Source organism: Endozoicomonas gorgoniicola, from assembly GCF_025562715.2.
In the GTDB taxonomy this organism is placed as follows: domain Bacteria; phylum Pseudomonadota; class Gammaproteobacteria; order Pseudomonadales; family Endozoicomonadaceae; genus Endozoicomonas_A; species Endozoicomonas_A gorgoniicola.
Window position 1 is genome coordinate 5589279 of sequence record NZ_JAPFCC010000001.1, and the last position, 22841, is coordinate 5612119.

At 47.6% G+C, this 22841-nt stretch carries 23 protein-coding genes; 17 read left to right on the forward strand and 6 right to left on the reverse strand.

All coding sequences use genetic code 11. The annotated features are described in order from the left end of the window. Window positions 1–44: 44 nt before the first annotated feature. Window positions 45–1781 (reverse strand): hypothetical protein, encoded by a 1737-nt coding sequence (locus NX722_RS25175; protein ID WP_262565598.1) that lies wholly within the window; start codon window positions 1779–1781, stop codon window positions 45–47. Window positions 1782–1927: 146 nt separating this feature from the next. Then, window positions 1928–3019 (reverse strand): malate dehydrogenase, encoded by a 1092-nt coding sequence (locus NX722_RS25180; RefSeq protein ID WP_262565599.1) that lies wholly within the window; start codon window positions 3017–3019, stop codon window positions 1928–1930. A 232-nt stretch (window positions 3020–3251) separates the two neighbouring features. Here NX722_RS25180 and NX722_RS25185 point away from each other — a divergent pair, with 232 nt between their 5' ends. The 3 genes from NX722_RS25185 to NX722_RS25195 are packed head-to-tail and all read left to right on the forward strand — an operon-like array spanning window position 3252 to window position 5667. Beyond that, window positions 3252–3986, forward strand: a complete 735-nt coding sequence (locus tag NX722_RS25185; protein ID WP_262565600.1) for a 5-oxoprolinase subunit PxpA — start codon at window positions 3252–3254, stop codon at window positions 3984–3986. Then, on the forward strand, window positions 3983–4741 hold the full coding sequence (locus tag NX722_RS25190) for a 5-oxoprolinase subunit B family protein (protein ID WP_262565601.1): 759 nt from the start codon (window positions 3983–3985) through the stop codon (window positions 4739–4741). The genes NX722_RS25185 and NX722_RS25190 overlap by 4 nt, the downstream gene beginning before the upstream one ends. Then, window positions 4738–5667 (forward strand): 5-oxoprolinase subunit C family protein, encoded by a 930-nt coding sequence (locus tag NX722_RS25195; protein ID WP_262565602.1) that lies wholly within the window; start codon window positions 4738–4740, stop codon window positions 5665–5667. Before NX722_RS25190 ends, NX722_RS25195 begins: the two co-directional genes overlap by 4 nt. A 44-nt stretch (window positions 5668–5711) precedes the next feature. Here the strand turns inward: NX722_RS25195 and NX722_RS25200 are convergent, their stop codons facing one another. Further along, window positions 5712–8981 carry an RING finger domain-containing protein gene (locus NX722_RS25200; RefSeq protein ID WP_262565603.1) on the reverse strand — a complete coding sequence of 1090 codons (3270 nt, stop codon included), beginning with the start codon at window positions 8979–8981 and terminating at the stop codon, window positions 5712–5714. Between the two features lie 181 nt (window positions 8982–9162). On the opposite strand from NX722_RS25200, the gene tnpA reads away from it, so the two are divergent. After that, the gene (gene tnpA / locus NX722_RS25205) at window positions 9163–9594 is read left to right on the forward strand and encodes an IS200/IS605 family transposase (protein WP_262563698.1); all 432 of its coding nucleotides are present in this window, start codon (window positions 9163–9165) and stop codon (window positions 9592–9594) included. Window positions 9595–9679: 85 nt separating this feature from the next. Here the strand turns inward: tnpA and rsmD are convergent, their stop codons facing one another. Continuing rightward, window positions 9680–10270, reverse strand: a complete 591-nt coding sequence (rsmD, locus tag NX722_RS25210) for a 16S rRNA (guanine(966)-N(2))-methyltransferase RsmD (protein ID WP_262565604.1) — start codon at window positions 10268–10270, stop codon at window positions 9680–9682. Between the two features lie 195 nt (window positions 10271–10465). On the opposite strand from rsmD, the gene ftsY reads away from it, so the two are divergent. The 5 genes from ftsY to NX722_RS25235 all read left to right on the forward strand — a co-directional run bounded on the left by ftsY (window position 10466) and on the right by NX722_RS25235 (window position 15989). Continuing rightward, complete coding sequence (gene ftsY / locus NX722_RS25215) at window positions 10466–11935, forward strand: signal recognition particle-docking protein FtsY (protein WP_262565605.1); 1470 nt, start codon at window positions 10466–10468, stop codon at window positions 11933–11935. Between the two features lie 17 nt (window positions 11936–11952). Continuing rightward, entirely contained in the window at window positions 11953–12621 is a 669-nt protein-coding gene (gene ftsE / locus NX722_RS25220) for a cell division ATP-binding protein FtsE (RefSeq protein ID WP_262565606.1), read from the forward strand. A gap of 2 nt (window positions 12622–12623) precedes the next feature. Further along, on the forward strand, window positions 12624–13718 hold the full coding sequence (gene ftsX / locus NX722_RS25225; RefSeq protein WP_262565607.1) for a permease-like cell division protein FtsX: 1095 nt from the start codon (window positions 12624–12626) through the stop codon (window positions 13716–13718). 346 nt (window positions 13719–14064) lie between these two features. Beyond that, window positions 14065–14826 (forward strand): acyl-CoA dehydratase activase, encoded by a 762-nt coding sequence (locus NX722_RS25230; protein WP_262565608.1) that lies wholly within the window; start codon window positions 14065–14067, stop codon window positions 14824–14826. A gap of 17 nt (window positions 14827–14843) precedes the next feature. Further along, window positions 14844–15989, forward strand: a complete 1146-nt coding sequence (locus tag NX722_RS25235; RefSeq protein ID WP_262565609.1) for a double-cubane-cluster-containing anaerobic reductase — start codon at window positions 14844–14846, stop codon at window positions 15987–15989. A gap of 76 nt (window positions 15990–16065) precedes the next feature. Here the strand turns inward: NX722_RS25235 and NX722_RS25240 are convergent, their stop codons facing one another. Further along, window positions 16066–16518: a hypothetical protein gene (locus tag NX722_RS25240; protein ID WP_262565610.1), complete on the reverse strand. Its 453-nt coding sequence runs from the start codon at window positions 16516–16518 to the stop codon at window positions 16066–16068. A gap of 177 nt (window positions 16519–16695) precedes the next feature. Continuing rightward, window positions 16696–17337: a helix-turn-helix domain containing protein gene (locus NX722_RS25245; RefSeq protein WP_262565611.1), complete on the reverse strand. Its 642-nt coding sequence runs from the start codon at window positions 17335–17337 to the stop codon at window positions 16696–16698. An 86-nt stretch (window positions 17338–17423) separates the two neighbouring features. On the opposite strand from NX722_RS25245, the gene NX722_RS25250 reads away from it, so the two are divergent. From NX722_RS25250 to NX722_RS25285, 8 genes are all read left to right on the forward strand, one after another. Next, entirely contained in the window at window positions 17424–17651 is a 228-nt protein-coding gene (locus NX722_RS25250) for a hypothetical protein (protein ID WP_262565612.1), read from the forward strand. A gap of 80 nt (window positions 17652–17731) precedes the next feature. Next, window positions 17732–17950, forward strand: coding sequence for a hypothetical protein (locus NX722_RS25255; protein WP_262565613.1), 219 nt, complete (start codon window positions 17732–17734; stop codon window positions 17948–17950). Window positions 17951–17964: 14 nt separating this feature from the next. Beyond that, window positions 17965–18456, forward strand: coding sequence for a helix-turn-helix transcriptional regulator (locus NX722_RS25260; RefSeq protein WP_265442386.1), 492 nt, complete (start codon window positions 17965–17967; stop codon window positions 18454–18456). After that, window positions 18443–18814, forward strand: coding sequence for a hypothetical protein (locus NX722_RS25265; protein ID WP_262565615.1), 372 nt, complete (start codon window positions 18443–18445; stop codon window positions 18812–18814). The genes NX722_RS25260 and NX722_RS25265 overlap by 14 nt, the downstream gene beginning before the upstream one ends. Further along, entirely contained in the window at window positions 18814–19137 is a 324-nt protein-coding gene (locus NX722_RS25270) for a helix-turn-helix domain-containing protein (RefSeq protein WP_262565616.1), read from the forward strand. The genes NX722_RS25265 and NX722_RS25270 overlap by 1 nt, the downstream gene beginning before the upstream one ends. Next, a complete protein-coding gene (locus NX722_RS25275; RefSeq protein ID WP_262565617.1) occupies window positions 19134–20141 on the forward strand; it encodes a hypothetical protein in 1008 nt (335 codons plus the stop codon). Before NX722_RS25270 ends, NX722_RS25275 begins: the two co-directional genes overlap by 4 nt. Further along, window positions 20128–21888, forward strand: a complete 1761-nt coding sequence (locus tag NX722_RS25280; RefSeq protein WP_262565618.1) for a transposase — start codon at window positions 20128–20130, stop codon at window positions 21886–21888. Before NX722_RS25275 ends, NX722_RS25280 begins: the two co-directional genes overlap by 14 nt. Continuing rightward, window positions 21860–22840 carry an ExeA family protein gene (locus tag NX722_RS25285; RefSeq protein ID WP_262565619.1) on the forward strand — a complete coding sequence of 327 codons (981 nt, stop codon included), beginning with the start codon at window positions 21860–21862 and terminating at the stop codon, window positions 22838–22840. The genes NX722_RS25280 and NX722_RS25285 overlap by 29 nt, the downstream gene beginning before the upstream one ends. Window position 22841: the final 1 nt, after the last annotated feature.

Sequence of the window (22841 nt, forward strand, 5' to 3'; positions counted from 1 at the left end):
GTGCCAGAGATTGAATTTAAAGCTCAATGACTTTTTGAAGACTATCAGTAGTCGCTTTCATGCCATTCATTAGAGTTAAGGTATTCGCTTGCAGCTTTGATAATTTCAATGCCTTGCTTTTTGCTCAGTTCCTCGGTGTGTAGCGATGCATCTATTAATTTTGTTTTCAATGAGTCCAGTTGTGCATTGATCGACTCTTCAGGCGTGTCATTGTGACTCTCGCTAGCCAGTTCAGATGAGCGGAATTTCAGGTATGCCTCATCAGTTATTGGCTCTTTCCAATATATGGAATTAATACAGTATTCCGCCGCGCAGATCAGTTCTTTTTCATCTCTGGGGAGTGTTGAAAGGGCAGGCCAGTGCTTTAAAGTTTCGCTCAATTCTGTATAGGCAAGTTCTTTCCGGAGGTCGTGTGTGTTTTTTAAACTATAAGTTGATTCTTTTGATTCAAAAATCAATGGCTCAGAGCGAGGTGATGTTGATGCCGGGATTGAATCTGCAGAGAGCTCTTCTTCGGCAGCGTCAAGTGTCGATGTAGGCAAGTGACTATCAGGCTCAAACTCTTCAAAAAATTCACACGCAGCCAGTATCGTTTTTTCTATGTCGGGATTACCATTTTTATTCATTAAGGATATACCTAAAAGTTCCTGTAAATCCATTAGGCTATTGTTTTTCTTATCTCTAAATTTTTGAGCGTACCCTTTATTGGATCCCTCTATTTCTTCAGACCTGCTACTTCTGTTAGCAAATTTTTCTAAGTCTTTATATATGTATGTTTTTGCGACTAATTCTCTGTGCTGTTTGAGTTGTTCAATGCTTTTTTCGGCGAGATAAATCAGATTTATTTCAGAGCGGGTATTAAGTCTAATTTTGTATTTTTCTTGTAATATTTTTTCTAGTCTGGAGAAGGCTTTTTGTGTTTTTTCTTGCTTTTCTTTACTCCATTTATTTGAGTGCTTCAATTTTTTTCTTATTGGCTTTGGAGTAGTGCCTGCAACTATTCCAAGCAAATCCATATTTTCATTTAGTTCACTGAATTCTTTTTCTGGTAAGGATTCGCTCATTAATAATTTAGCCTTATTATATAAGGCGTTGGCATAATGTTTGTTTCTTTCCTTATCATTGTCATGATAAATCTGTTTAGATATCTTGTTTCTTAAGGTAATTAACTGAACATAAATTTTTTCATCTACAGTAATATGTTTTTTTAGTTTTGTTGTTTTTTGTATTAATTGATTGATATTTTCTATATTTATTTTCAGTTTTCGCTGCTTTTGTTCTTTCTTTAGCTTGTTCTCTAAGTTGAAATCAACAAGGACTTTAGCTAATTCATCAAGTGAATCCTGGCATGAATTGACTATTTCATTATCTTTAGAATCAAGTAGTTTTTTTTCATACTGAGCCAGTTTGTCTGCTGTTTTGTCTGCTGTTTTGTCTTCTTGCTTTAGGCTATCTGTATTAACGCCTTTTGTATTTAGCCATTGTTCAACATATTTTACTGCATCCCTTTTATTAGTTCTAAGAATTCCACTCTCCAGGGGATGTTTAGCATTAGCTTCTTGCCTTTTTTTTTCAGATGTATTCGGCTCTTCAGCTAATTGAACTTTTCGTTTCTTGACAGGCTTTTCTTCCTGATCGTCACAGATGATGGGTGACGAGAGATTTCGCTTAATGGCCTTGTGCGGTATAAGCCTGGGCGTTGATACAGACTCAGAATAAGCGGCGCTGGTTGAAGCCTCGCTATGATAAATAGGTTGTGATGCTCTGTTTATGCTGTCCATAGCTGTTTATTAATCCTCAATGCTGTCAAAAAAGATCGTTCGGTTCTATTTTGATAGCTGATTAGCAGGAAAGTTCCGGTACTAAGATATGATTTGTAGAAGGGAGGGCGTGTCAGCTCCTGGCTGGAGCTGACACGAAAAGCTAATCAGCAGATGCGGTCAGCTTTGTAGTAAGCGGAAGCCGCGTCAATACCATTGTCAAACTGAGTCTGACCGTCGGTAGAGGTCTTCAGGTTCTCGCGGGATTCAGCGGTTTCAGCGGGCAGCAGGTGGTCTACAGCGGCTTTTTCTTCCAGCAGTTCCTGCTCAGTCTTCTTCATCATGGCCTGACCGTATTCGTTGACTTCCAGGTCTTTAATAATCTGGTAGCTGCCGAATTCGCAGATACATGGGAAGGAGTAGTAGATGCCCTTGGCGACGCCATAGCTGCCATCGGAGATGATGCCCATGCTGACAATTTTGCCTTCACTGCCCAGAGCCCAGTCGCGCATGTGGTCCAGACCTGCCTGAGCAGCGGAAGCCGCTGAAGACAGACCGCGCCATTCGATGATTTCAGCACCACGCTTCTGGATACGGGGTGTGAACTCAGTTTTGTACCAGTCTTCGTCGACCTGATCGATAACAGACTCACCACCCAGAACGGTTGCATTGTGCAGATCCGGGTACATGGTTGGGGAGTGGTTACCCCAGACAACAACACCGTCGATGTCTGAAGGGTTCACGCCCAGCTTGTTGCCCAGAATGCCCTGGGAACGGTTGTGGTCCAGACGGGTCATGGCACAGAACTGGGATGGGTTCAGGTCAGGCGCGTTACGGGACAGAATCAGGCAGTTGGTGTTAGCCGGGTTACCGATGACCAGTGCTTTAACATCGCGGTTAGCCACTTCGTTCAGAGCCTTGCCCTGTTCGGAGAAAATAGCCGCATTAGCTTCCAGCAGGTCAGCGCGTTCCATGCCCTTGGAGCGAGGACGGGCGCCTACCAGCATAGCGTAGTGAACGCCTTTAAAACCGTCGAATGGGTTGTCGTGCAGGGTGATGCCGTGAATGAGTGGGAATGAGCAGTCTTCCAGCTCCATGGCTACGCCGCGCAGCTTGTCCATTGCCTGTGGAATTTCAACCAGTTGCAGAATAACTGGCTGGTCAGCCCCCAGCATTTCACCAGCGGCAATCTTGAACAGCAGAGAGTAGCTGATGTTACCGGCTGCGCCAGTCACCGCAATGCGTACAGGTTGTTTCATGAAACCGCTCCTTAGGTTTTATAAATAGTATTAAGTTCAAAATCGCTGTCGTCCGGCATCTTACAATTTTACCGACGATGCTTTTTTTGATCAGGATCAGCGTCGTGAAGGTTACTTAGACAAACGGGGTGTGTCCACTATTTACGCTGTTGAAATGTCGTATGAGGGATTACCATGACACAGCCGGGGCGGTTTTAATGATTACGACCACTTTCAAATCAGGAATGAGCGTATGAAAATCAACTGCGATATGGGAGAAAGCTTTGGTATCTGGAGCCTGGGATGCGACGAAGACATAATGCCTTATCTGGATATGGCAAACATTGCCTGCGGTATGCACGCATCTGATCCGTCAGTCATGACAAAAACCGTGAAAATGGCGAAGCAGTATAAGGTTAGTATTGGCGCTCACCCTGGCTATGCAGACCTTCAGGGATTTGGGCGTCGTTATATTCCCATGAAATCCAGTGATCTTACGGCATTGTTTATTTATCAGGTGGGCGCTTTGCAGGCCATTTGTCAGAGTGAAAATACGACACTGGACTATGTAAAACCTCACGGTGCTTTGTATAACGTCATGATGAAAGACGACAGTGTATTTACTGCGCTGCTCAAAGGCATAAAGAACTATAATGCCAGACTACCTCTGGTGGTGATGGCGGTGCCTGATTTTGCAAACTATCAGGATTTAGCGGCTTCATACGGTGTCGAATTATGGTTTGAAGCGTTTGTTGATCGTGCCTACGATGATAATGGCCGGCTAAAGCCCCGCTCGGAGCCAGATGCTATGCACGCCTCGATTGAGAAGGTTGAGAAGCAGGCACTGCAACTGATTGAGCAGGGCTCTTTGACGACCGCAACCGGCCAGATTATCCCGGTTCATGCTGATACGTTGTGTATTCACGGTGATAGTCCCCTTGCCCTGCCAACAGCAAAGTTGTTACATGACAGGGTCGCCCGCCCATGAAAATATGCCCGGTTAATGAAAACAGTGTCATCATTTATTTTGCTGGCACTCACAATGCAAAACCTACCCCGGAAATAGCTGATGAAATTGCACGGTCTCTGTCGATTATTCAGCAGGAGATGAGTGCCTGCATCATTGATGTTGTGCCATCTTATACGTCAGTTTTTATCAGCTTTGATCTGATGACCATTGGGCATCAATCCTTTGTGCAGCGGCTTCAGTACGTTCTTGATCATTGTCGCAGCCGTCAGGCTGAAGAGGCTGAACTTCCACTGATCGAACTGCCTGTTTATTACGGCCCTGAAGTGGCTCTGGATGCAAAAGTCATCACGGATCACACGGGGCTGAGTTTTGAGGAAGTGATCAATATTCATGCCTCAACACTTTACCGGGTGTATGCCATTGGCTTTGCTCCCGGCTTTGCCTACCTTGGCAATACCGATCAGCGTATTGCCGTTCCCAGAAAAAAAACACCCCGGTTGAGGGTTCCGACATGCAGTGTTGCACTTGCCGAACGACAAACTGCGATTTATCCCAGAGAGTCTCCGGGGGGCTGGCAGATCATTGGTCGTTCTCCGGTCAGCCCCATTGATTATCAGCGTAAAAATCTGTCTTTATTTGAGGTGGGGGCAAAGGTGAAATTTACCCCGGTCAGCAAGGCCGCTTTTCTGGACATGGGAGGTGCTATTTTTCCAGAAGGGCGTTTTCCAGAAGGGCGTTCTCCAGAAAAGCAGCGATTTCAGGAGGGGTTGTGACACTGCGTATTATCGAGCCGGGGCCACTGAGCCTGATTCAGGATCTGGGACGTTTCGGCTATCAGAATATTGGTGTCAGCCCCGGAGGTCCTATGGATGAACACGCTTTCTCCTGGGCAAACCGTTTGCTCGACAACCCGCTTAATGATCCTCAGATTGAAATAAATCTTGGATTATTCCATTGTGAATTCCAGTTACCCACCACCATAGCTATTACGGGTGCCAGTATGTCTGCGGAGCTTAATGGTGTGGCGATTCAACCGTGGCAAAGCTATTTAATCCATACTGGAGATCAGCTGTCGTTTAAAGGGGCGCGCTCGGGGGTAAGGGCTTATCTTGCGGTCAGGGGCGGTCTGGATATTCCTGAAATACTGGGAAGCTGTGCCACTGTCGTACGTGACCAGCTGGGTGGCTTGCACCGTGATGGCAAAAAATTATTAGCGGGTGATTGCCTCCAATACCCGGCTACCAAACCCATGATAACAAAACAGGTGCCTGATGAGTTTATTCCTGAATATTGTCAGGATATCACCCTCGAAGTCATACCCGGCTATCAGTACGAGTGGTTTGACACGCAGGAACGGCAGCGCTTTTTTAACTCGGTCTACTGTGTAACCCCCCAGACAGATCGAATGGGCTACCGCCTTTCAGGAGAAGCTATTTATTGCCAGAGGCAAAACCTCGTTTCGGAAGGCATTGCCCCGGGAGCCATTCAGATTCCGGCCGATGGTCAGCCCGTTATTCTGATGCGGGACCGACAGACCATGGGAGGGTATCCCAAAATGGGCTGTGTGACAGCAGGAAGCCTGAATAGGCTGGCACAATGTCAGCCTGGAGGCACCATCCGGTTTGTTAAGAAAGACCTGTACGAAGCTGAAGCCGGGTATCGGGTTGAGAAACAGTTTTTCTGTGATATGAACCGTTGAATAACCGGCCGTAAACTCAGTGCAATAGAATAGCCGGTTATTTTCTATGGGTCCTGTTCGCTCTGAAGCTTTCTATTATTGATCAGCGTTTCTACAACCTGATTGGGGGGAAAGGTCCATTCTCCGGGAATATCGACTCTGCAATCCGGGCAACTGCGATGGTTATTCATCCAGTCATTAATACAATTACGACAACTTGTATGTCCACATGGTGATACCACAGGTTTTTCAAAGACATCCTGACAAATGCTACAGGTCAGATCATCCTGCAGGTCTTTTTTCTCAACCATATTTCCAGTGTTCAAAATAGAACGGGACCAGCTTTTAATGGTTTCGTAATGCGCTTCATTCGGTTTAAACTGGACAACATAATGAAGGCTCGTAGCCAGTTTCTTAGTCGCTATATAAGCATTGTGCGCGCTACTCTCCCAAAGTTCCTCCGAATTTGTCAGTGTGGCAAGGTAGTGCCCGGTCTGTACTTCAGATAAACCGTCAAGAACTGCGCCGAAATGCTCTGGATATTGTCTGGTCTGCTCTCCCAGGTTAATCATAAGAGAAGTGGAATCCGCTACCGGCAGTGGCTTGATAAGCGTTTTTATACAGCTAAACGGCATTTTTGTAATACCCATCAACAAGAGTCCAGTGACATGCGATGGCTTGATCTCTTTAGAGTTGATCATTGCTGCTGTAGCATCTGTAAGCCATCTGGCCTGATCTTCAGACAACTCAAAGTCTGCCTGCTTCTCAATCAATCTGTCCCTGGGGTTTGCTGATAGCCATTGCAGAAGAGGTGGCATACACGCTTTGCACTGATGGTTGATCACTAATTTAAGAGTCAACACTCCATGCTCGATCTGCATGCGTTTCCAGTTGTCGTTCTTTTTTTCTGGTTTTTGCAAATACTGAAAAACACTTTGGGCTACTGCTTCAGGTTTTGTGTTGTTCAGCAGAAAATCAACACCAGCCGAACCAGCATCTAGCCTTATGGTTATCAGTTCTTTTTGTGTGTCAACAGTCAAATGTTTAAGCCATTCCAGAGCTTTTGCCTTATTGTCAGAGTAATTATTCAAAATATGCTGAAGATATAGTTCGCTACTCACCATGGCAAGCCCGTTATACAATCCCGGGTCGCTTACTTCTAAAGCTTCTTCCATAGCCCTGTACAACATATCAGGAGCTGTCACCAGCTGACTGGCAGCAAGTATGAAGCCGTTTTTTGCCTGCTCTCTTATGAGGAAGGTCAGAAGGTTGTCATTATATTTCGAAGGCGCCAGAAGCACGGTGCTTAATGTTCTCAGAAATTTGTACGACCTGGATGATGGTTCACAGCCCATACTTATATATGACACTAAGTTTATTATGAAGTTTTCCTGTGCAGGCAGGAGACTGAACAGGTTCTGCCATATATCACCCCCTTCTTCTATATATGCGACAATGCTTTTTGCGAGCTTGTCTTGAATAACATTTCCCGGGTAATTAGCCAGATGCTGAAAAACTTTGGTTTTTTTATTCTTTACTATGTAGCTGAAAAGTAGATCCTCCCCTCCATCGAACACATCAATAAGAGAACGAATCAGTTTGTTTTTTGCGTATTCGGGAAGCGCTGAGAGTAAAGCGGTCAGGGTGGCAGAGTGGTATTTTCCAAATTCAAGCGTATCGACCAGCAAATCTGTAAAAGTGTTAACCTGGTTATGATCCATGCGGGAAATGATTTTAGTAATCGTTGTTTCGTCTCCTTTAGAAGCTCGCAGAAAATTCATTTTATCTTGATGAGTAAGCTTTTCAAATGCGGCAAAAAAATGTTCAGGAGACTTATTCAGCTCAATGTCCAGCACATTCCGTTGTACCCGGGGAGGCAAATTGGTCAGAATGGGCCGCAAGGATGCAGAAATTGGGCGAACGCTCTGCCCCCTGTTTGTTGACACAACTTTTGGCTTAAAAAACTCAGACCAGTCAAAACCATTGTTTGTCAACCATGTACAAACCTTACCCATATTGACTTCATGGGGTTTACTTTTCAAAACCCTGAGAATACCTCTCCACTCAACAATGGAATAATTTACCAGGTCATCAGCAACCAGCGCGCTGCTGGATTCAAATAAACTCAGTTCGGCGTTTTCCTGTTGTAGCCAGATAAGCTCCATAACCGAGGAAAAGACTATTTTTTCTAACAATTGAGTCAGCTGTTCTGCCAGATTGATATCCCCTGACTGTGCGAGAGCGGAGTGAAACACGCCTCCATACTGCCTTATGTGTACTGAGTCCGCGAATATAAGTGCCGGTTTGTAGTGGGGGTAAGGCAAGGGGTGCCAGAGCAATTGCAGGAAGGTGTCACAATGAACCTGATCTTCCCGACAGAGGTTTATTTCATAGGGTGATCCGGATTCTGATGGAGAGATAAACGTTAATAACGAGTCGGAGGGGATCAGTACGCTTTCTTCATCTTCAAAAAGCATCAGCTCCATGACCTTCTGGATAACATCTTCTTTAAGCAGACTGAGGACTGGACGATTAACTGAAAGATGTTGTGAATGACTGTCAGGTTCCCACTCGTTATGGAGTAGGGATTCAATACTGGCCGGTAGTCGCTCCCATTTAAACTGATCAACATTGATGATACGGCTCTGTTTATAACCAGCTCCGTTTGTGAAGTTCACTAAAATACCGGTCTTTTGGTCATGCTTAAACCATGAAAGTTCTACGGACACATAGTTCTTTTTCAGGAGGGTTTTATAAAAACTACCCCACAGGTCAAGGGTAGGGGATGGTTGTTGGTTATTTTGACCGGGTTCTGGCCGGGCAATGCTGGCAGGAATCGGAAGCACCTTAAGCACTTCCCCTGTACCAGAAGGATTGTAGGATAATTCAAGATAAAACCGGTTCTGAATATGAGGGCTGTCTATTATGACTTGTTCAGTTACCAGACGCTTGCTCATGTACCAGCTGGCAGAGCTTCGAATCATCAGCGGCAGGGCAGACAGGGTTAACAGAAAGCCTGCATGTTTCAGAAAGGGGCTCGGGGCTAAATTGCTGACCCCACGAGCCACTTGATAGTCTACGTAGCCTGTGAGGAGCATTTGAGTCAGACCACTGAGCAAGGTGTAAACCCCCTCTTTACTTGTCAAATGATAAAGATACCTGCGGTAAGTGATGTCCTTGCCTACACGTATAAAGTATCCAGCACTGCTTTTCTCAACCTGAACCAGACCTGCTTCCTTACCAAAGGAGGGTGCAGCAAAAGTGTATAGCGAGACAGTCAGTAGTACCGATACAAAAGCAGCCAAATAGATATTTTTATATTTTGTTCGCACCATTTATACCTGTGCAATATTTTGCCAGAGCCTTAGCTGGTACGTAAGAATAGATATCAAATCTATCTTGTGGATAATTAACACTGATAAACCCCCGGCTATGCCGGGGAGACTCTCATAGGTTTAACCGTAGCGACAGTAGCTAACCTTCAGTTTCCGACCAAGAAAATTGAAGGTAAAACCAATGAGAGACTACAAGAGTTTGGCTCATACGCGTTGGGATTGTAAGTACCATATTGTCTTTATCCCAAAGAGAAGACGAAAGGTAATCTATGGGAATTTGAGAAAGTTTCTCGGAGAAATATTTCATGAGCTTGCCAGAAGGAAAGGCTGCAAAATTCTCGAAGGGCATTTGATGTCTGATCATGTTCACATGTGCATCAGTATTCCACCCAAATATCCGGTATCTCATGTCGTTGGATATCTGAAAGGAAAGTGTGCAATAGAGATTGCGAAAAATTTCAAAGGCAAGCAGCGTAACTTTAACGGAGAGCATTTTTGGGCAAGAGGTTACTTTGTCTCAACAGTAGGACTTGATGAAGAAGTGGTTCGGGCATATATCCGAGATCAAGAAAAGAATGATGGAAATAGAGATCAGTATGATCTTGACTGGTAAGCGCCCTTGGGCGCAATAAAAGCCCTTAGAGGGCGTAATCTGATAAGCCTCCGGCTATGCCGGAGGTCAGTTAACTTTTTTAACTTTAAACGGACAAAAGGTTAAAACTGACCTGACCCGCCTGTTTTGACTTCAACAGCTGCCAGTCTTGAGGAATCGGCAGAGGGTTCAGTTCTTTCTCGACTTCAATATAAAGAATGGTCTGTTCGTGCAGGTAGCCATTGTCCTGAAGTAAGCGGCAGGTTTCTTCCAGCATTCCCTGGCGAAAGGGTGGATCGAGAAAGATAACATCAAATGGCTCGGGGCAGGGCTTGCTCAGAAACTGCAGGGTATTGGTTCCCATCACCTGACCATTATCGGCTTTCAGTAAGGAGAGGTTGCTCTTCAGGGTTTTGACCGCAGGTGTTGCCATTTCCAGCATAACGGCTTCTTTTGCACCGCGGGACAACGCTTCCAGAGACAGGGCGCCAGTGCCGCTGAAACAGTCCAGAACGCGGGCACCGGGAATGTAAGGTGCCAGCCAGTTAAAAACGGTTTCGCGCACCCGGTCTGATGTTGGACGTAATCCCGGAAGGTCAGCAACAGGCAGTTTTCTGCCACGCCAGTCACCAGCAATGATGCGAATCTGACCACTCCCGCCTCTGGCGGAAGGTTTACCGGATGCTTTTCGAGCCATCGGTACAATCTCTAAACAATTCAAAGGGCGGCGATTGTAACAAAATCACTGCCCAAAGGAGATAACCAGGGGGAGACCCTGAGCAGGTAAGGAAAGTCCGTTTCTTGCAAACGCGATTTAAGATAGGATACGCATTTGATTTATACCCACTGTTTTTTGGCAGTGGCCTATCCCAACTATTTGATGAAGTAGTCTATGTTCGGTTCTCGCAAAAATGATGAGAAAAAGGCCAAGCGACGTTTTTGGCCCTGGGGAAGAAGGGAGGAGAAAACCCAAGCCCCGGAAACCGTGGACAATACCCAGGATAATGTTGAAACAGCAGCAGAGCAGCCCGTTATTGAGCCGGCTGTTGAATCGGTTGTTGAGCCTGTTACAGAAGAAAGCCGTGTAGAGCCGGCTGCCCGGACTGAGCCTGAAGTAACAACTGAGCCTGTTACGGAACAGCCAGAAGTGGCTGAACCGCTTGCAGCGGTCATTACTGAGCCAGAACAAGAAGAAGCACCTCAGGAAGCAGAAACGATTGTTGAAGAGGTAGAGCCGGTTCAGGAAACTCCTGCAGAGCCAGAGCCAGAGCCAGAGCCAGAGCCAGAGCCAGAGCCAGAGCCAGAGCCAGAGCCAGAGCCAGAGCCAGAGCCAGAGCCAGAGCCAGAGCCAGAGCCAGAGCCAGAGCCAGAGCCAGAGCCTGTTCAGGAAGCGGTTGTCGCAGCTGTGCAGCCTGAGCCAAAGGCAGAAAAACTCGGCTTCTTTGCCCGCATGAAGAAAGGACTCAGCAAAACCCGAACGGCTCTGGTCGAGGGTGTGGCTGATATCTTCATCGGTAAAAAAGAGATCGACGATGACCTGCTGGAAGAGCTGGAAACCCAGTTGCTGGTGTCAGACGTTGGTGTGGAAGCCACCACGGAGATCATCAAACACCTGACCCAGCGTGTCAGCCGTAAAGAGCTGAGCGATGCAGATGCCCTGATGGGGGCTCTGAAGCAGGAATTGCAGGGTATTCTGGTTCCGGCTGATAAACCTCTGGTTATTGAGAAGCAAAAAGCACCGTTCGTTATTCTCGTGGTGGGTGTCAATGGTGTGGGTAAAACCACCACCATTGGTAAAGTGGCACGCAAGCTTCAGGCTGAAGGCAAGAGTGTCATGCTGGCAGCGGGTGATACCTTCCGCGCTGCGGCGGTTGAGCAGCTGCAGGTGTGGGGCGAACGTAACAGCATCCCGGTGGTTGCACAGCATACCGGTGCCGACAGTGCTTCGGTTATTTACGATGCTTTCGAAGCCGCTAAAGCCCGTGGTATTGATGTTCTGATCGCTGATACCGCAGGTCGTCTGCATACCAAAGACAACCTGATGGAAGAACTGAAAAAGGTGAAGCGGGTTCTTGGTAAGCTGGACGACAGCGCACCTCATGAAACCCTGCTGGTGCTGGATGCCGGCACCGGGCAGAATGCTTTGAGTCAGGCAAAAATCTTCAACGAAGCGGTTGAGCTGACAGGTCTGGCACTGACCAAACTGGATGGTACGGCAAAAGGTGGCGTCATTTTTGCGCTGTCTAAACAGTTGCAGTTGCCTATTCGTTTTCTGGGTGTGGGTGAGCAGATTGATGATCTGCGACCGTTTGACGCCAGAGAGTTTGTTGAAGCCTTGTTTGACAGAAGGTCTGACACCTAACCAGAGCAGGATGCTGAATGATACGCTTTGACAACGTCTGCAAGCGTTACCCCGGAGGGCATATGGGGCTGGAGAATGTCAGCTTCCACCTGCGCCGGGGTGAAATTGCTTTTCTGACAGGACACTCCGGAGCCGGTAAAAGCACCCTGCTCAAACTGATCATGCGCATGGAACGGGCGAGCAGTGGTCAGGTGCTGGTGGGTGGACATAATGTTAAAGACCTCAATCATGGTCAGGTTCCGTATTTCCGACGGAATATCGGGCTGGTGTTTCAGGATCATCAGTTGCTGTTTGACCGTACGGTTTTCGACAACGTTGCCCTGCCGCTGACCATTGCCGGTGTTTCCCGTGTGGAAGCTGCCGGGCGTGTGCGTGCCGCGCTGGATATGGTCGGCCTGCTCAACAAGGAAAAAATGCTGCCATCTTCCCTTTCCGGCGGACAGCAGCAGCGGGTTGGTCTGGCCCGTGCTGTGGTTAACCGTCCTCCGGTGATTCTGGCAGATGAACCAACGGGTAACCTTGACCCGAACCTGTCTGCAGAAGTGATGAAGCTGTTTGAGAGTTTTAACCAGATTGGTGTCACAGTGCTGATTGCCAGCCATGACCTGGCGCTGGTCGCCCGTATGCGGCACAGGGTGCTGACCCTGGACCAGGGACAGCTGGTGAATGATCAGGAGGTAGCCTGAACGTGTTTCCTAAAAAGGCACTTCCCAGAAATAAAGGCGTGTTTTCCGGAAAGGGCCGCCGTAAAACGTCCGGCAGCCACCTTAACAAGGATGATAAGACCCGCAAGCCAGGCAAAGCCCCTGATATAAGACAGGAAGCTGATGCAGAGCGGGGGGCGGCAAAACATGAATCCGGCAGGTTCAGCTTTACCTACCTCAAGGCACTGCACCGGCAGAATGCCGTTGAGTCGTTCCATCGGTTGATACAGGCACCGGTGTCTACGCTGCTGAACTGTCTGATGATTGGTGTGGCTTTTGCCCTACCTGCACTCATGTATCTGCTGGTGGCTAACCTGCAGGTTCTCGGCAATGGCTGGGAAGGTAACCCCCGCATTTCGGTTTATCTGGACGCAGGACTGAACCGCTCCCAGATCGCCAACATTCGGGCAGAAGTCGCCAATGATCCGGATGTTGACTCTATTGCCTATATCTCGCCTGATCAAGGTCTGCAGCAGTTTCAGCAGAAAACTGATATGCAGGGGGTTGTTAACGCGCTGGGCTTTAATCCTTTGCCGGGCGTGATTGAAGTGTTGCCGGTTCCCGGCCTGACCTATGAAGAAATGGATGCACTGGCAGAACGTTATCAGAACGTTTCCGGCGTTCTGGAGTCCAAACTCGACAGGGAGTGGGTTCAACGGTTGCAATCCATCGTCGACCTGCTGGATCAGTTTGCCCTGTTATTGTCATTACTGCTGGGAATCACCGTTGTTCTGGCGATAGGTAACACAGTACGGCTGGGCATTGAAAGCCGCCGGGATGAGATCAAGGTTATCAAACTGGTGGGGGGAACTGACGGGTTTGTTATGCTGCCATTTCTTTATGCCGGTGTGTGGTATGGACTGGGCGGAGCCCTGCTGGCCTACCTGATTGCCTGGGGGGTGTTGCTGGGTCTGATGTCCAATGTGCTTGAGCTGGCTGGTCTGTATGGCAGTTCATTTGCTCCCAGTGGGCCGGGCAGTAGTATCCTGCTGACACTGTTACTCAGCGGTATTGTATTGGGTATTGCAGGCGCTGCGGTCAGTTGTCGGCGTCATATTCGCAATATTGATATGTCGTAAAGTTGTTCTTTTCCTCTGCTACTTCCCTGATCTGACATTCTCTCCCGCTTGATTTTGGTGGGGGAGACTGTCGAATATTAATATGTGAAATTTTTTTGATGTAAGTTAAGGTAAGTCCTTCCAGTGGTTGTTAAAGTTTTCATTATCGCGACCATTGATGTTCCCAGTTAAGGCATCCCTCGTATCGTTGAACATTTCGCTCCGGATTAATGTATCCGGTGCGTTTACACGACACCTTCGACCTTTTAAAGACTGGCTGTCTGCACCGGGTTGAGCTCGTAACATCTGATTCTTGCCTATCCATTCAATGGTTTGTGTTGCGCTTCATTAAACCGGAAAACTCGTTATGCATGCCATCGGCATCGATATTGGCTCTACTGCTGCCAAGGTGGCAGTTATGGCCGGGCAAACACTGACTGATCATTTTGTAATACCCACCGGCTGGAGCAGCGCAGAAACTGCCAGTGCCATACTCAGCAAACTGGCCAGCAGTGGTATCAATGAAAACAACTCTAAAATTATCGCCACTGGCTATGGTCGGGTGGCTGTTCCCTATGCCCATAAAACCATCACGGAAATAACCTGTCACGGCAGGGGGGCTACCTTCTTTACTGACCAGAACTGTACGGTTGTGGATATAGGCGGTCAGGATACCAAAGTCATTTCCATGGAAAATGGTCGGGTTGTCAATTTCACCATGAATGATAAATGCTCCGCAGGAACTGGCAAATTTATAGAAGTAATGGCCAATACCCTGGGCGTTAGCATTGACAACCTGACTGAGCTGGCTGCCTCTGGCTCTGGAATCAACATCACCTCAATGTGTACGGTGTTTGCCGAATCGGAAGTCACCAGCCTGATAGGTCGTGGTGAAAAAAAAGAGAATATTGCCTACGGCATTGTTGATTCAGTGATCAACAAGGTTAAGTCCCTTTGCATCAAGCATGGAAGGGATCATCACTATCTGCTGACCGGTGGCTTGAGTAGCAATCAATATATTCTTCGCAGCCTTGAAAACAGCCTGCAGGCAACAGTCATTTCCAGCTCTCTGGGGCGCTATGCCGGCGCTATTGGTGCCGCGATGCTGGCACAGGAACGCATTTGTTAAACAATGGGTTGAATATCATGAGTTCTACATTAATCCCTACCCTGCCTGACCAGTTCGAAGAGTTTGCAGAAGCTCGTCGTAACGGCTTTCTTTCGGTCAAGGCGTTTAAAGACCGTGGCGAAAAAGTGGTGGGTACCTTCTGTACTTTTACGCCTAAAGAGCTGATCTATGCAGCGGGAGCTCACCCTGTATCTCTTTGCTCGGTCAGCGAGGAAACGATTCCAGATGCCGAAAAGCACCTGCCAAGAAACCTCTGTCCCCTGATCAAGGCCAGTTATGGTTTTGCCCTGACCGACAAATGCCCGTACATGTACTTTGCCGATATGATCGTGGGTGAAACGACCTGTGACGGCAAAAAGAAAATGTATGAACTGCTGGGTGAAATCAAAGATACCCATGTTATGCAGCTGCCACAAACTCAGGAAAAAGAACATGCTGTGACCTTGTGGCAAGATGAAATGCACAGGCTGATAGGAAAGCTGGAAGATAAGTTTGAGGTGACGATCACCAGAGAAAAACTTAATCAGGCCATTAAAAGCTGCAATAAAGACCGTCGATTGCTGAAGGCCTTTCATCAACTGGGCAAACTCAAGCCTTCTGTTATTTCTGGTATGGATCTGTTTAATGTGCTGAACGGTGCCGATTATACCTTTGACCGTGAAGCCATGCGGCAAAATGTTCAGGACATGATTGATAGCCTTACTGCAAAATATCAGGCAGGCGAAACCGAATTCTCAGCGAATGCCCCCCGAATACTCATTACCGGCTGCCCAATTGGAGGCGTCGCCAGCAAAGTTATTCACGCCATTGAGGATGCTGGTGCCGTCGTTGTTGCTTTGGAAAACTGCCAGGGCTACAAGGAACTTCACCAGGAAGTACAGGAAGATATTGATCCAATAGAGGCTATCACCAGAAAGTATCTGGATATACCCTGCTCAGTAATGACTCCCAATAAAGGCCGTGAGCAATTGCTACAGGAAATGGTGGAGGAGTATCAGGTAGACGGTGTGATTGATATCGTGCTTCAGGCCTGCCACACCTACAATATTGAAAGCTACAATATTCGTAAAATTATCACCGGTGAGAAAAGCATTCCGTGTACAGAACCAAGATATAACTCACTCACTTTCACGATAAAGGCCGGTTATACGCGGTTACCTTAGGTTATAGCTGAATTTGAAGTGGAACCCGTGTTTCATTATATGGGACGGTAAACACGGGCTGTCGTTTAGCTATTTTTCACTCTCTCGCCTGCTGGTTAGTCATCTGCAATTTGAAGTGAGCTTCACGAATCGTGATCTCCTGGTGAAGCCGTTTTCGAAACTGGTCTAGCTGCTCAATCTTAGCCTTTTCTGCCAGGTGAATGTCAGCTGAAGCTTTCCCCAAGAAGATCATCGGAACCGAAGGAGCCATTATAAACAGAGGTGTTGAAATCGTGTTAAACGCGTCAAGGTTGAGAATGACATACCCACCTATCAGCAACATTACTACACCATAAGCCATAGACATCAGTTTTGGCCTGTTGAACTGTTGCCGGTTTGCTGACTGCTTCATGTCGCTACCAGCCTGGTTGTACATCTGTATCAGCTCTTCATAGCTGTACCTCTGCCACTCACTTCTGACCTGATAGTTATTAATATCACGCCCTGCTACCTGCTCTACTGTCTCGTTAAACGTCTGCTGCTGGCTCATACTGCTGAGTCCTTTCTGTTACCTTCCTGACTAAAACCGCTGACTGTCGGCAGTTTTCAGAGCCTGAAATCCTATAAGTGTTTGTTATTACGTCTTTTTATTTTCTGCTTCCGTCGAAAAATAGCGCCGATGTCGTCACTTATGCTATCTCAGCGCTTTGGTGTAGCTGGCTACTTCCTACTTATTTTCTTTGTTGTTAATGTCACGGCCTGCAACTTGCCCAACGGAGCCATGAAAAGATTGGTTAGCAGTGTTTGATGATTGTTGTTTGGTGTTCGATTCATTTATGCGTCTGTTTAGCTCCTCAAGAGCCGTTACTTCTTTTTCTAGCTCTTGATCCAGCTGTTGCTTGTAGAGAGCTATGACACCATCAAGGATCTTCTTGAAGTTTTCGGTTAAATAGTGCTCTGGTATATCTTTGTCTATCCCACTTTCTATTACCAGATTGTATATTTCAGCAGCGTGAGCAGGGGGGTTATCTTCGAATAAAAAGATGAGGCTATCGTGTTTAGGATTGGCACTGAATCGACTGTATATCCATGCCATCAGCCTTACATCTACTCGTGAACGCTTATTATGAGCCTCTTTTCCCAAGAGTAAGTTATCAAGTGATATGTCACTAGAAATTGCAAACTCTATAACTTTTTCATATGGAATTGTTTCTCTCTGCTTCCACTTCGAAAGAGTCTGACGTGTAACTCCTAAGACTTCTGCTAGCTCCGAATCTTTCGTCACCCCAGCTATAGAGGCGACTCTTCCCAAAATTGAATCCAAGTCAAATGAAGACATATCGGCAATATTCCAAATAATTGTTGTCAATAGTTACCATTACGGATACTATATAGTCATTAAGGCTACATAAAGCCTTATAACATCAGCTTTATAGACATAATGGAGAAAACGAGATGATGAGTAAAGAGCTTGAACCAGGCCGTGCCCTGTACTCAAAAGTTCGGGGCCATTTCATGATCCAGGACACCACGCTTTCCAAGTGGTGCAAGCAAAAGGGTATTGCCCTCCAAACAGCAATAGATGTGCTGACTGGCTCCAGAAATGGGCCAAAGTCCAAAGCACTCCGCAATGAGATTGTTGAAGCAAGCGGCATGAATAAGTCCCCCTCGGACGCTGCGTAAAAAGTTCGCAAGTAAAGCTAGGCAGTCTCTGGGAAACCCGACAGGGTCACAATAAAAACAATTTTGGAAGGCCAGACATCATGAATAGACAACAACAGGTCGCCAATGCTGCGGTAGAGCAGGAACTTCAAGAGGCACTTGACCAGATCGCCGCCATTTCTGAAACCAATGCACCTTATATGGCCGGTTTAGCTCGCCGTATTGCTGAAACAGGCAAAGACGTTAAGTCATTAACTGTCGCCGAGCTGCTGGCACTGGATGCCAGGCACAACGCTTATTTCAACTCCCTGCCGCTGTAAACGGGGTTTTAATCATGGCTAAACGAGTCTGGAAACGGGTTTATCCTCGGTCAATTGGGCACGCAATGGAATTGTGTCTGGAGTATGCCAGGGAGAAACAAAACCGCTCCGTTGACCGGGTAGCCGATGAAATGGGGCTGGCCAATCGTTGGACACTGTACAAGTGGATTAAAAACGAGCGCCTGCCTGCGGTGTTGATCAGTGCTTTTGAAGAAGCCTGCGGGATTAACCTGGTAACACGTTATTTAGGTCATGCGGCTCATCAGCTGCTGCTACCAATCCCGAACGGTAAACGCTGTAAAAGCCAGAAGCTTCATAGTCTTCAACAGTCGTTTAATGAAGCGATGGGGCTGTTACTGATATTTCATGAGAAGCAGGTCAACCAGGAACAAACCATTGCAGCCTTAACACAGTTGATGGAGTACGCAGCCTGGCATTTAGGCAATGTCGAACGGTATCAACAGCCAGGGCTGGATTTAACAGGGGGTGATCATGAGCAAGGCTGATGATCTTAAAGAAAGAGAACAGTGGGTGCTGGATGCACTGTATGGGCTTAAGGCGGGGGAGATGCTGAAAGTGTTAAACCATGCCAGCCTGGCCATCCTGAATAAAACCAAGAGTGAGCAGTTCAGAGGTAAGCCAGATACCCAGAAGCATCAGGTACGAAGACGCTTGAGCGAAATTGAAAAAGACCCGGAAGTTGCGGCTTTTATTAAAAGCAATGCCCAGCACAAGGAGCAAGCCAAGCTGTTAAGACAGATGAAAGTCATTTTCAAGGAGCGCTGTCCTTCTCAGTCTGCATTAAGTCGTTACCTGACCAAATGTAGACGACAAAGAGCACAGATAAAAAGGGAGGCTGACTAATGGCCAGGCATCAACAGCCCGCTCTGATCAAGGCTATGGGCGTATGGAAAGCCTTGTCTGAGAATGGCTTCAGGGGAAGAACGGCAACAGAGTTGCGGATTGAGTTCGATATGCCCAAGTCTACCTGCTGGCGCATCCTGAAAACACTGGAGGAAGGTAACTGGGTCGTCCGTAAGCCGGGTGGCCGCCAACGGGAAGACATCTGGCAAATCAGCCCGAGCTTCCTGGAAGTTCTGGCTAAATACCGGCAGTACATGATGGGTCGTGTCCAGGGTGTTAAGGATGAATACAGAGCAGTGACCAAAGAGGATCTGGAAGCATGATCAATAAGAAAGATACTGCTGCAATTGATGACACCAAGACGCTGATCAACCAGTACAAAAGGGCTGAAGCGGCTGAAGAAGATATGAAAGACTTGGAGGCTATTGAAGGTTTTGTCGCTAGAGAGAATTCTGAATCTTTGCAGGAACGTGACCTTGCCAATGAGATTTTTGGTCGCATTCAAGCAATGAAGGCTATGGCCAATTTTGCCGACGTCGTCAGTATTCATCAATTGAAAGAAATTAAAGAAAAGAAGTTATATCAGGCACTTAAAGGAAAAATAGCTTATGACCGTCAGGGTCAAAAACTGCCGACTGTCGGCAGTTGGGAAGGGTTTTGTAAGGCAATTGGTAGTTCAAAATCCAAGGTTGACGAAGATATCCGCTCTTTAGAGACCTTTGGTCAAGAGGCGTTTGAACAGCTTGGCTCTATGGGAGTGAGCTACCGAACTCTTAGAAAGCTCCGCAAATTACCAGAAGAAGAACGAGAGGCTGTCATTAATGGCGAAGCCATCAATTTAGGCGACAAAGATCAGGTTATTGACCTCATTGAAGAGATGTCAGCCAGGCACGCAAGAGAAAAGCAACAGCTTAAGGATAAGAACCAAGAGCTAACAAACCAGCTTGAGACAGATCGTCAATTACTCGCAGACAAAGACCAGAAAATCAATGAGCTGGATCGGGAGATTAATCAGAAACTCTCTCCAGAGCAGCAAAAACAAAAAGAGCTGGAGAAGAACGACCGGCAGATTAACAGCCTCAAGCAGCTTAGTGTTGAGAGCATCAAGAACTTCAGTCAGATGCAGGCTCAGATAGAAGCGATTATTGAGCGCAATGATCTTGCTGAGCATGTGCTGGAAGCCGCCTATAACGAGCTTCGCCTGGTGATTGACCGCGCTATGGGGTTGGTGACGGACTTCAATATTGAACCCAGCCTAATCTTCAACTCTCCAGAGTGGAGAGCCGCCTACAACGCGCATAAGGAATGCGAATATGGAAAGTATTGATCAAGGGGTAACGGAATACCTGCGGGAGCTGATCAAACACCTTGCAGTTGCACCCCGTGGTGACAAAGGCCGGATTGTTGCGGGTGCCTGCGAGTGCCTGGGACGCTCAGAAGACTGGGTTTACCGGCAGTTAAAGAACCTTGGCTATCAGTCCAACCGCAAGCGCCGTAGCGACTCAGGGCAAAGTGAGCTAACAGAGGACGAGTGCAGAAATGTCGCTAACCTGCTGTTGCAGTCTAATCGAGAGAACAACAAGCGACTGATGACCATTGAAAACGCATTGGAGCTTGCCCGATCTAATGCGCTGATCAGTTCTGCCGTTTCAGTTTCAACCGCCACACGACAGATGAAGCGCTATCAAGTGCATCCGGATCAAGTGACCAGACCAGCGCCCTATCAGCCTATGGCCAGCAAGCATCCTAACCATGTGTGGCAGTTTGATGTGTCATATTGCGTATTGTATTACCTGCGCAATAAAGAGGGTTTGCGGGTGATGAATAGACAGGAGTTTTACGATAACAAGCCCCAAAACCTTGAGAAGATCAAAAATGAACGGGTGTTGCGCTATCTGGTCACTGACCATACGACAGGGGCTTTTTACCTTGAGTACTTTGTAGCTCCTGGTGAAAGTACTGATGTGCTGATTCGCTTTCTGATCAACGCTTTTCATCAGCGGGAAGGCAAAGACCCCTTTCATGGTGTGCCGTTTATGCTGGTCTGGGATGCAGGAACCGCCAACATTTCCAGCATGGCGAAGCACTTCCTGGACAACTTGCAGGTTAACCATCAGGTACATACACCAGGAAACCCAAGGGCAAAAGGTCAGGTCGAGCGCACCCATGATCTGGTAGAGCGGCATTTTGAAGCACGACTGTCGTTTATGCAGGTAGATTCTATCGAAGAGCTGAACAGCCAAGCCCAACGCTGGATGCGATGGTTTAACGGCGAGAAGAAGCACACCCGGCACGGGCATACCCGCTATGGCCTGTGGCAAACCATACGACAGGAGCAACTAAGGCTGGCTCCATCCCGCGAAATATGCAAAGAGCTGCTTCGCAAGCATGAACCTGTAACCCGAGTAATACAGGGTGATCTGACCGTCAGTTACACCATGCCCGGTTATGGCTCGATGAAGTACAGCGTTAAAGACCTGGATGGAATCAATGCTGGGGACGAGCTGAAAGTGACGTTTAATCCCTACTACATGCCAAAACTGACTGTAATTATCGACCATGCGGACGGTCGCCAGACTCAGGATCTGGTTGAGCCTCTGAAGTTTGATGAGTATGGCTTTGTGACTGACGCCGCCGTTTATGGCGAGGAGTATAAGAGCAAGCCGGACAAGCAGGTTGACAAAAACCGCAAGCAAATGAACCGCGAGGCCTACGGTGTAGAGACTGACCAGGAAGTAAAAGCCGCACGCAAGAAACGGACTCCCGCCTTTGAAGGCCGTGTTGATCCGATGGCTGATGTGAAACAACAGGAGCCAAACCTGCCGGATTATATGAGCCGCAAGGGAACAGACTTGCCTGTTGAAGCGCCGCGTACTCTGTCGGCCCTGGTAATGAGCGCGACCAAGGCTCAAAAGTTGATACGGGATACTTTCAGCCTCAGTCCAGAGCAGACCAGGGAGATTGGCCAGTTATTGAGAGAGCGTTTCCCGGACGGGATACCAGAGGAGGAGTTAAACCCATTTGTAGAAGAGGTTATACAGAACCATGACCAGAAAAACACAGCCACCGGCTGACAAGAAAAAACGGGCAAAGGCACAAGCCCCTGCCCGCCGGGGAAAGCTGCGGCCACAGCCAGCCCCATTCCAAACCGATGAAGAGATCAATCTGGAGGTTGAAATGTTAACACATCAAACGATCAAGCACTTCAAGCTGTTTCGAAACCCGTTTATGGACGATGTCCGCAGTGTTGAAGATGTCTTTATGAGTCCGGATATACGCTATGTGCTAGCGTCGATCCTAGACTCTGCCAAGCATCAGGGCTTCTCAGCGGTTATCGCTGACAGTGGTGCCGGAAAATCCATTATTCGCCGCCTGGCAATGGAAGAGCTGAAGAAAGACGGCAATATCACCGTGATCATGCCCCGCATCTTTGACAAAACCCGAGTAACTGCCGCAGGTCTCTGTGAGGCGATTATTGCTGATATCAGTAGCGAGAACCCGAAGCGTTCCATGGAGGCCAAGGCTCGTCAGGTTGAGCGCCTGCTACGTCAGGCCAGCCAGAGCGGACAACGGCATGTAATGATTCTGGAAGAAGCCCACGACCTGACAATTCCGGTACTGAAGTATCTCAAGCGATTCTGGGAGATGGAGGACGGTTTTTCCCGCCTTCTGGGTGTGGTGCTGATAGGACAGACCGAGCTGAAAGAGAAGCTTAACCTGAAGCGTCATTACGAAATGCGGGAGGTCATACGCCGGGTCATTATCGCAGAGCTTAACCCTCTGGATAACCAGTTAAAGCCTTACCTGGCGTTCAAGCTGAACCGTACCGGCACCTCAGCAGACAAGGTTTTTGCCAGCGATGTGTACGAAGCTATTCGGGAGCGTCTCTGCCGCCGTATTCGTGGAGGCGGCTTTATCAGCCAGGCTCATCCTCTCGCTGTTCATAACCTGGTAGCTCAGGCAATGAATCTGGCTGCCGAACTGGGCGAGCCAAAAGTAACCGCAGAAATTATCAAGGAGGCATAGG